We start from the raw sequence: 8,586 nt of genomic DNA on the forward strand, positions 1-8,586 counted from the left end.
TGTGCATAATTGTGTAAATTACTATTACTTTTTTCTGGCAAAGCATTAAGTTTTCAAGGAACAGAGTAATTATTTATGTGCGAAGTTTTAGTTATATTTTTAAGTGGCCTGTTGGAGCCGTCACACTCCTCATAAATATTCCTCTTTTTTTAATATCCATCAAAGTTTTGGGTTCGGTCTTTGGAGCTAAGACGCTGTACTCTACTTTGCTTCTTGGTGTTTCAATTGATGCCCTATCGTTTTTAAAGCCTATGACGCATAATCCAATGTTGGCGGCTGTCTACGGCGGCCTTATAATGGGTTTGGGATTGGGGATTGTTATAAAGTACGGTGCTACTACAGGTGGTACTGACCTTGCAGCAATGACGCTTCACAAGTACATACCTTTTTTGACCGTTGGCAGGATTTTGCTTATCATAGATTTTATAATAATCGCATTAGCTGGAATCGAGTTTAGTCCGGAGCTTGCTTTATATGCATTGGCAACAGAATTTATTGCGATAAAGGTCATAGATGTCATTCAAGAAGGAACCGATTACGAAAGAATTGCTATAATTATTTCTGATAAATACGAGGAAATAAGCCATTCTATACTGTACGATATGGATAGGGGCGTTACGGAGCTAAAAGGTGTTGGAGGATATTCTAAGCAGGAAAAAAACGTTTTGCTTGTGGTTGTAAATAGAAGCGAAGTAACCACATTAAGAAATGTGGTCAAAAAAATAGACCCAAAAGCTTTCGTGATTTTGTCTACAGCCCATGAGGTTTTAGGTGAGGGATTTAGAAACATGTAAAAAAGGACATGGTTATTGCCATGCCCTTTTTATCTATCAAAGTATATGTTTTTTCCCGTGGCTGACAATGGTATGCCTACTACGATTTCACCATCTATAAGATTTAATCTTTTTGCGCTTATGCCGATCCTGTACATTATTCGGTTGTCTACGTTTAGCATGCTGGCAGTTTTCACTGCAGATCCTATTGCAATGCCCAGATCGATAAGCCTCCAAGCGCACATAGGGCCGTCAAATTCTGTTCCTTTTTTGAAATCTGGCAGCTCATCGCACTTGTTGTATCCGCAAGCTCCGCAGTTTAAACCAGCTTTTTTTGGCTTGTTAAGAGAAACAAGCAGTACGGCTCCAGATCTTTCGACATTTTTGCCATCCCTATCGAAATTTTTCTTTCCAGATTCTATTCCGTATTTAACCATATCTTCATTAAGCCTTTTTAAATCGTCTCCGGTTATGACTTTTGTCTCTATAAAGTCTTGACCGGATGCTTTTGGTGCTGTTCTTGCAGACAAAGCCATGAGTTCTGCTGTTAATTCGATAACATTCATTGAAATCCCTCCATTTATATTTATCACAACAATATTATATTACTATTTTCTTGTCATACAAAATCATGCGGCGCAATGTTTTAGTATATATAAAATTTTTAGTTGGCATATAAAGTGCTCTTTTATAAGACAATATTAGTATCCAATTAAGAACTATATTGAATGTATATACAGCATTATAGACAATAAACTATACAAGTGCTAAAATATTATTAAATTTATAAAAGGGGAAATACAAATGGATAAAGACATTTTAAATAAAATAGATAAGCTTAAGAAAGAGCGAAATGCAGTTATATTAAGTCATTTTTATCAAAGACCGGAAATCCAAGATATCGCTGATTTCATTGGAGATTCACTGGAATTATCAAGGAAGGCGGCGGAGACGGATGCAGATGTAGTCGTATTTTGCGGTGTCCACTTTATGGCTGAAACCGCCAGCATACTGTCACCTGATAAGATGGTGCTTCTTCCAAATATAGGTGCGGGTTGCCCTATGGCTGAAATGGCTGACTATGATGGACTTTTAAGGTTAAAAGAACAACACCCAGATGCTTATGTTGTAAGCTATGTCAACACTACTGCAGAAGTAAAAGCGTTAAGCTATATATGCTGTACATCTGCCAATGCTGTAAAAGTAGTAAATACAATACCAAAGGAGAAAGAGATTATCTTTGTCCCAGACAAAAATTTGGGACGCTACGTGGAAAAGGTGACAGGGAGAAATATGATAATTTGGCAAGGATACTGTAATACTCACAATAAGTTGTCAAGACTTGAAGTCCAATTGACAAAGGAAAAATATCCTGAAGCGGTAGTATTGGCTCATCCAGAGTGCAGAGAAGATGTTTTAGATATTGCAGATGGAGTTTTCTCTACATCTGGCATGATAAAATTTGTAAAAGACAGCAATGCCAGTGAATTTATAATATGCACAGAAGATGGCATATTACATCAATTGCAGAAAAAATATCCTGATAAAAAATTCATACTTCCTTCTAATAAGCTGGTATGTCCCAACATGAAGAAGACGAAAATTGAAGATGTTTTGTATAGTCTTGAGAATTTGCGGCCAGAGGTAAAAGTCCCTGACGATATTAGACAAAAAGCTATTATTCCAATTAGAAGGATGTTAGATGTAAAATGAGCTACAGCGTAAATTTTGATTCTAATGAAGTGGAAAGCTACATGAGCGATTATGCAATAGTTGGCAGTGGCATAGCTGGCCTTAATGCAGCCTATTTGGCAAAGAACTATGGAGAGGTTTTTTTGTTGACCAAAGATAGACTTTCCCACTCAAGTTCATCATTGGCACAGGGCGGTATAGCCTGTGTAATATCTCAAGTAGATAGCTTTCAGTCTCACATAGAAGATACTGTTTATGCTGGTGCGGGGCTATGTGACAGAGAAGCTGTAGAAGTCTTAGTTAAAGAGGCGCCATTAAATATTAAGAGCCTTATTGATTTGGGCGTTAACTTTGACAAGAAGGATGGTCAGCTTGAGCTAGGAAGGGAAGGGGCACATTCTGCAAATAGGATAATACATGCGGGAGATTACACTGGTAGAGAAATAATAAATGGACTTATATCTGTTTTAGATGGTGTCAAAATTTTTGAGGATACTTTAGTTCTTGATTTGCTTGTAAAAGATAATATGGTGAAAGGTATTTTAGCGAAGAACTTGATTTCAAATCAATTTTTCATCGTGTGGGCAAAAGTGGTTATATTAGCAACGGGTGGTGCCGGAAATCTTTTTTTAAATACGACAAATCCTGACACATCAACGGGTGATGGCATTTCACTTGCAGCAAGACAAGGTGCAGTGTTGAAAGATATGGAATTCATGCAGTTTCATCCGACCGCACTGCATGGCAAGGATGGGGAAAGGTTTCTCATTACTGAAGCTATAAGAGGTGAAGGTGGCATACTTAGAAACGAAAAAGGTGTAAGATTTATGCCATTTTATCATGAGTTAAATGAGCTTGCGCCACGGGATGTGGTATCAAGAGCAATTTTAAGCGAAATATGCAAAAGCAAAATAGATTATGTATACTTGGATGTTTCAAATATAGACAAAAGTTTATTTAAGAGGCGCTTTCCTTCTATATTCGGAAAAATTGAAAAAATGGGTATTGACATTGAAAAAGATTATATACCTGTATCACCTGCTGCACATTATTATATGGGTGGAATCGCTACAGATCTAAACGGGGAAACTACTATAAAAGGGCTTTACGCTTGTGGAGAATGTGCTTGTACTGGCGTTCAAGGAGCTAATAGGCTTGCCAGCAATTCATTGTTGGAAGGTTTAGTTTTTTCTACGAGGGCTGTTAGCGATTCAAAAAAATATTTAAACAATAAGATTGTACCTTCTCATTTTTACAATTATGATAAGATTGATATGGAAATAGATGTAAATGAACTGAGGCATAAGCTGCAGCATCTTATGGAGGCGAATGTTGGCATTATAAGAAGTGAAAGCAGCTTAAAAACAATGCTCAATTGGATAAAATTTCATGAAGATATACTTGAGATAAATGCAGATGATAGGCAGAAAAACGAGCTTTTAAGTTTATACATCGTAAGCAAGTATATGACAATGGCTGCTCTTTTAAGAAAGGAAAGTCGAGGAAGTCATTTTAGAACTGATTATCCGGAAGAAAATGAGATGTACAGAAGACATATATTGATAAAAGGAGATGAAATTTACTTTGATGGACAGGATGATAGCACAAAGATTGATAGATAATTACATTTTAGAAGATTTAACATGGGGCGACATTACTACAGATTTGCTTATAGCTAAAGGTGCAAAAGCAAAAGGATATTTATACGCAAAGGCTGACGGTATAATAGCTGGTATTGATGTTTTTTTGATGGTTTTTAATGCTTTTGATAAAGATATAGAGCATGTAAAGTATTTTAAAGATGGTGATGCTGTTAAAAAAGGTGATTTGATATTAGAAACTTATGGTGAACTGAATTCTTGCCTTAAGGCAGAACGAGTCGCACTAAACCTTATGCAGAGGATGTCAGGAATAGCCACATACGTCAGGATGCTTAAGGACATAATAAGTGAAACTAAGGCTCAATTGACAGATACGCGAAAAACGATGCCTGGCTTAAGGTATTTTGATAAATATGCAGTTTTGGTAGGCGGTGGTATTAACCATAGGTACAATTTATCCGACGGAATTTTAATTAAAGATAATCACATAAAAGCAGTTGGAGGAATTAAAAACGCATTGACTATGATCAAAAATAGTGTTTCCCATACTAAGAAAATAGAAATAGAGGTGGAGACGATCCACGAGCTGAAAGAAGCGTTGAAATACGGGGCGGATATTATAATGCTTGATAACATGACTATTGGTATGATGAAGGAAGCTGTTGAAATAACTGATGGTAAAGCCATATTAGAGGCATCTGGAAATATTAACGAAGACAATATATTGCAAGTGGCTAAAACAGGTGTTGATATTATATCAGTTGGTGCAATAACACATTCAGTAAAAGCACTTGATATAAGTTATGATTTATAAAATACGTTGAGTGGAACAATAACCATGAGGTGATATCATGCAAAAGTTTTGGGAAGGTTACGGCGACCTTACATTGACCTCATGGGTTTTAAGAGCTGTCACTGCTTACGTTTTACTTTTATTTCTTATAAAAATAATGGGGCAGAGGACTCTTTCTAATATGAAGATGAGCGATTTTGTCATATCTATAGCTTTTGGAAACATCATTGCTCATCAACTTTCTGACAGCAGTTTAGGTTTGAGAGGTCCTGTGATTACAAGTGTGACATTTGCTGTTTTGTACATTCTGTCTAATTTTTTGACGCTGAAATACACTAAATTAAGGAAAATGGTTGATTTGGATGTCATACCGCTTATATATGAAGGTGAAATAATAAAAAGCGGATTAAAAAAAGGCAAAATAGACTTAGATTTACTGATGACAGAGCTTAGACTCCACAATGTTTTAAGCGTTAGAGATGTTCATGCGGCATATCTCGAAAGCAATGGGAAAATAAGCATAATAAAGAATGTAGACAATCAAAGTGTGACATTGAAGGATCTGGACATAAGAAAGGCTCCTATACATGCTCCTATAGCTGTCATTGAAGATGGAATAGTGTTGCACAAGAATTTAGAGATGATTGGAAAAGACGAGAAATGGCTTATAGAAAATTTGCACGCCTACAACATAACAAATTTTAAAGATGTTTTTCTTGCAGTGTATGAAGCAAATGATATACTATACGTTACAAAAAAATAAGGAGCACTCGCTCCTTATTTTTATAGCTTCTCAAACTGATCCTTTCCTACACCACAATCAGGGCATACCCAATCATCTGGCAAATCTTCAAACTTAGTTCCTGGTGGTATATTTTGCGTTGGGTCGCCAACTTCTGGATCATATATGTACCCGCAAACTGTGCATTCCCATTTTTCCATATTTCTCAACCCTTTCTTTTTTTATCTATAACTATATTATATCAGCTAAGAATAGCCAAAATCAATATTGAAAATGATTTTATTCCATATTTTGCACAAGCATATCACAATTGGTATAAAATGGATTTGATTTGGCATATAATTTAATAAAAAAACGAAAGGTTGTTCAATAATGAGAAAAATAGCTGTGTTAGTTATTTTGGTATGTGCAATTCTTGCGTCGTGTGGGAAAGCAAAACCTGTTGAAAATAGCGTTAAAACGGTCAACACAGTAAAAAGCAAAGAAGTTAATAAAATGGAAATAAATTACAAAAAATTGTACGACGGACTTCCTGAAGTTAATCTTCCTCAGTACAATTTTGTTTACTCAAATGCAGAAGACAATGCTTATAAGAAAATTGTATTTGCAAATTACGACAAGCTTCTTATATACGATGGAAAAGCTTTGGTACTTTTTAGAAATAAAAAGTTTTACGAGGTAATAGATGCAGAAAAATTCAATTTAAAGTATTTCCAAGGCAATAAATCGACAAAATTTATATTCAGTCCTTATGGAAATTTTGCGGTAGGAGGCAATAGTTTGTCGGATGATGAAATATATTTAATAAATGTTAATACAGGTGAACTTTGTAATATATATTCAGGTGATATTGATAAAGTAAATGTCAATTGGTCGCCCTTGGAAAAATACTTAGTTTTGTTAGATGATGATAAACCATCAAAAGCGTATATTGTAAATTTAGACAATTTTAAAATATATGCTAAAAACCTTCCATTTGATGCTAATAATGTATGTATTGATGACATGGGAAAGGTGTTTTATGATGGCAATGGAATATTTAAAGATGACAGCAAAATATCGTCTGGCAACTTGATATGCATAGATTATGACAATTTGTATGCTTACGAAGATAAAACATTTACCTTAAGAGATGTGCTAACGGGTAAAAGCTTAAATAATTATGATGTCGGATTTAAAATAGGAAGTGCAATGTATAAAGATGACAACATACTTTTAAAAGATGCAGATGAGAATGATAGCATCATATACAATATCGACGAAAAAAAGTTTTACAAGGTTGATGGAAATGTAATAAACATATCAAAAGACATCTTTGGGAAAAAGTCCTATTATTTTGTAAAAAGGAATGGTACAGGCGATATTTTTATCGTCGATGAAGCAAGTGGAAAATCAAAGAAGACACTGTATGCTTTTTCGCCGATAGTAGATATAAATACATACTTAGGTTTTTCTATTGGGAATGAAACAGATCCATCAACAGTTAAAATTGGTGTTAATGACAATAATCTAAGCTATACTGTTGATTTAATAAACTAAAAATTTTGATGCGGAGCGATTGCCTCCGCTTTTTGATTTTTGATGAATTTTATAATCGTACAGGTATGTAGTATAATTTATAAATAGATAGTATGGTAATTTTTAACGAAAGGGTGTTTGCTATGGCAAAAGAAATAAAATTAGGATTTGTGGGTTTGGGATACATTGGGACTATCCATGCTACCGCATGTTTTGCAATGCCTTTGATTTTTAAAAACCTACCATTTAAAATCAAATTCGGCTCAGTATGTAAAAATGACATAAATGGTATACCTTACTTTTTTGAAGGCGGTGTAAAAACCGTTGACGAATTGTTAGAAGATAAAAACTTAAATGCTGTTGATATATGTACTCCTAATTTCTTACACAAACAACAAGCCATCGAAGTAATGAAAAGAAATTTGAATGTGTACCTTGAAAAACCTATTGGATTAAATGGGGAAGAAGCGTTAGAGCTGGCAAACATGGCAAATGATAAAAATATAATAAATCAAGCAGCTTTGATGTACAGATTTATGCCTGCAATAAACCAAGCAAGGGATATGATTAAAAATGGTGAAATAGGAGATGTGCTTAATTTTAAAGCTTTAATGTTGCACTCCGGATATTTGGACCCGAAAAGACCTATGTCGTGGAAAATGCGCTTTGATACATCTGGTGGTGGTTCAATAATAGATCTGGGCATACATCTTATTGATGCTGTTCGATTTATGTTAGGAGAAGTAGATGAAGTTCAAGCAAACTCAAAGACGTATTTTAAAGAAAGGCCTGTATCAAAGACTGTAGGCGAATACGAAGAAGTAGACGTAGACGATTGGACAGAAGCGCGAATAACCATGAAAAATGGTGCTTGGGGTACTGTTGAGACATCGAGGATATCTGCAGAAATTGAGGAAGAAACACAATTTTTAATATACGGTACGAAAGGCTCAATAAAAATATCTACAAAGGAGCCCAGATATGCTCATCTATATGTAAAAAATGAAAATCAATATACGATTGGCGCTTATAAAAATAAAAGTACATTTTCAAAATACTTAGAAACTATATATCCAGATCCTAAGTATTCATTGGGATTTATGGTAGACATGCATTTAGCAAGCCTTATGAATTTCTTCTTAAACATTGTAGAGGGGAAAATAGTACATAAAGAAACACCAACTTTTGATGAAGCTTATAAAAGTCAGTTAGTGATAGACAAAATAATAGAATCCGCGAAAGATGACGGTTCTTTGATAAAACTTTAAGCCGTAAAAAGGAGAATAGACGAGAAAATTGCGGTAATTTCTGCATTATCTCGTCTATTTTGACTTATATAGACATATTTTAATGTTGATATATTTTTTTAGAAGTGGTATATTAACATACGTCGCTCCTGCGAGGAGCGAAAGGAAGACACCACAAAATACCAAATAGAAAGCAGTTGACAGAGAGAAGATAATGTGG

8 protein-coding genes and 1 pseudogene are annotated in these 8,586 nt (G+C 34.8%); 7 read left to right on the forward strand and 2 right to left on the reverse strand.

Annotation, left to right across the window (positions count from 1 at the left end; genetic code table 11):
• Positions 1-92: 92 nt before the first annotated feature.
• Positions 93-794 (forward strand): annotated as a pseudogene (locus HNR52_RS11590) (YitT family protein); the annotation flags it as partial.
• Between the two features lie 29 nt (positions 795-823).
• Here the strand turns inward: HNR52_RS11590 and HNR52_RS11595 are convergent.
• Positions 824-1,339 (reverse strand): ferredoxin domain-containing protein, encoded by a 516-nt coding sequence (locus HNR52_RS11595; protein ID WP_435620647.1) that lies wholly within the window; start codon positions 1,337-1,339, stop codon positions 824-826.
• A 238-nt stretch (positions 1,340-1,577) separates the two neighbouring features.
• Between HNR52_RS11595 and nadA the strand changes: the two genes are divergently transcribed.
• Genes nadA through HNR52_RS11615 form a run of 4 tightly spaced genes read left to right on the forward strand, consistent with a single transcriptional unit; the run spans position 1,578 to position 5,622 of the window.
• Positions 1,578-2,486: a quinolinate synthase NadA gene (gene nadA, locus HNR52_RS11600; protein ID WP_435620648.1), complete on the forward strand. Its 909-nt coding sequence runs from the start codon at positions 1,578-1,580 to the stop codon at positions 2,484-2,486.
• Complete coding sequence (gene nadB, locus HNR52_RS11605; RefSeq protein WP_435620649.1) at positions 2,483-4,087, forward strand: L-aspartate oxidase; 1,605 nt, start codon at positions 2,483-2,485, stop codon at positions 4,085-4,087. The genes nadA and nadB overlap by 4 nt, the downstream gene beginning before the upstream one ends.
• A complete protein-coding gene (nadC, locus tag HNR52_RS11610) occupies positions 4,053-4,880 on the forward strand; it encodes a carboxylating nicotinate-nucleotide diphosphorylase (protein ID WP_041592057.1) in 828 nt (275 codons plus the stop codon). Before nadB ends, nadC begins: the two co-directional genes overlap by 35 nt.
• A gap of 37 nt (positions 4,881-4,917) precedes the next feature.
• Positions 4,918-5,622: a DUF421 domain-containing protein gene (locus HNR52_RS11615; RefSeq protein ID WP_435620650.1), complete on the forward strand. Its 705-nt coding sequence runs from the start codon at positions 4,918-4,920 to the stop codon at positions 5,620-5,622.
• A gap of 20 nt (positions 5,623-5,642) precedes the next feature.
• On the opposite strand, the gene rd is transcribed toward HNR52_RS11615, so the two are convergent.
• The gene (gene rd, locus HNR52_RS11620; RefSeq protein WP_013787237.1) at positions 5,643-5,801 is read right to left on the reverse strand and encodes a rubredoxin; all 159 of its coding nucleotides are present in this window, start codon (positions 5,799-5,801) and stop codon (positions 5,643-5,645) included.
• Positions 5,802-5,973: 172 nt separating this feature from the next.
• Between rd and HNR52_RS11625 the strand changes: the two genes are divergently transcribed.
• Together HNR52_RS11625 and HNR52_RS11630 are read left to right on the forward strand one after the other, a co-directional pair.
• Positions 5,974-7,140: a hypothetical protein gene (locus tag HNR52_RS11625; protein ID WP_435620651.1), complete on the forward strand. Its 1,167-nt coding sequence runs from the start codon at positions 5,974-5,976 to the stop codon at positions 7,138-7,140.
• 122 nt (positions 7,141-7,262) lie between these two features.
• Positions 7,263-8,387: a Gfo/Idh/MocA family protein gene (locus HNR52_RS11630; RefSeq protein WP_435620652.1), complete on the forward strand. Its 1,125-nt coding sequence runs from the start codon at positions 7,263-7,265 to the stop codon at positions 8,385-8,387.
• The last annotated feature ends 199 nt before the right edge of the window (positions 8,388-8,586 follow it).

The organism is Thermoanaerobacterium thermosulfurigenes (assembly GCF_051201035.1).
GTDB lineage: Bacteria > Bacillota > Thermoanaerobacteria > Thermoanaerobacterales > Thermoanaerobacteraceae > Thermoanaerobacterium > Thermoanaerobacterium thermosulfurigenes.

Coding starts and splice junctions, on each gene's coding strand:
- nadB (WP_435620649.1), top strand. CDS start 2,483: ATGAGCTACAGCGTAAATTTTGATTCTAATGAAGTGGAAAGCTACATG.
- nadC (WP_041592057.1), top strand. CDS start 4,053: ATGGACAGGATGATAGCACAAAGATTGATAGATAATTACATTTTAGAA.
- HNR52_RS11595 (WP_435620647.1), bottom strand. CDS start 1,339: ATGAATGTTATCGAATTAACAGCAGAACTCATGGCTTTGTCTGCAAGA.
- HNR52_RS11630 (WP_435620652.1), top strand. CDS start 7,263: ATGGCAAAAGAAATAAAATTAGGATTTGTGGGTTTGGGATACATTGGG.
- rd (WP_013787237.1), bottom strand. CDS start 5,801: ATGGAAAAATGGGAATGCACAGTTTGCGGGTACATATATGATCCAGAA.
- nadA (WP_435620648.1), top strand. CDS start 1,578: ATGGATAAAGACATTTTAAATAAAATAGATAAGCTTAAGAAAGAGCGA.
- HNR52_RS11615 (WP_435620650.1), top strand. CDS start 4,918: ATGCAAAAGTTTTGGGAAGGTTACGGCGACCTTACATTGACCTCATGG.
- HNR52_RS11625 (WP_435620651.1), top strand. CDS start 5,974: ATGAGAAAAATAGCTGTGTTAGTTATTTTGGTATGTGCAATTCTTGCG.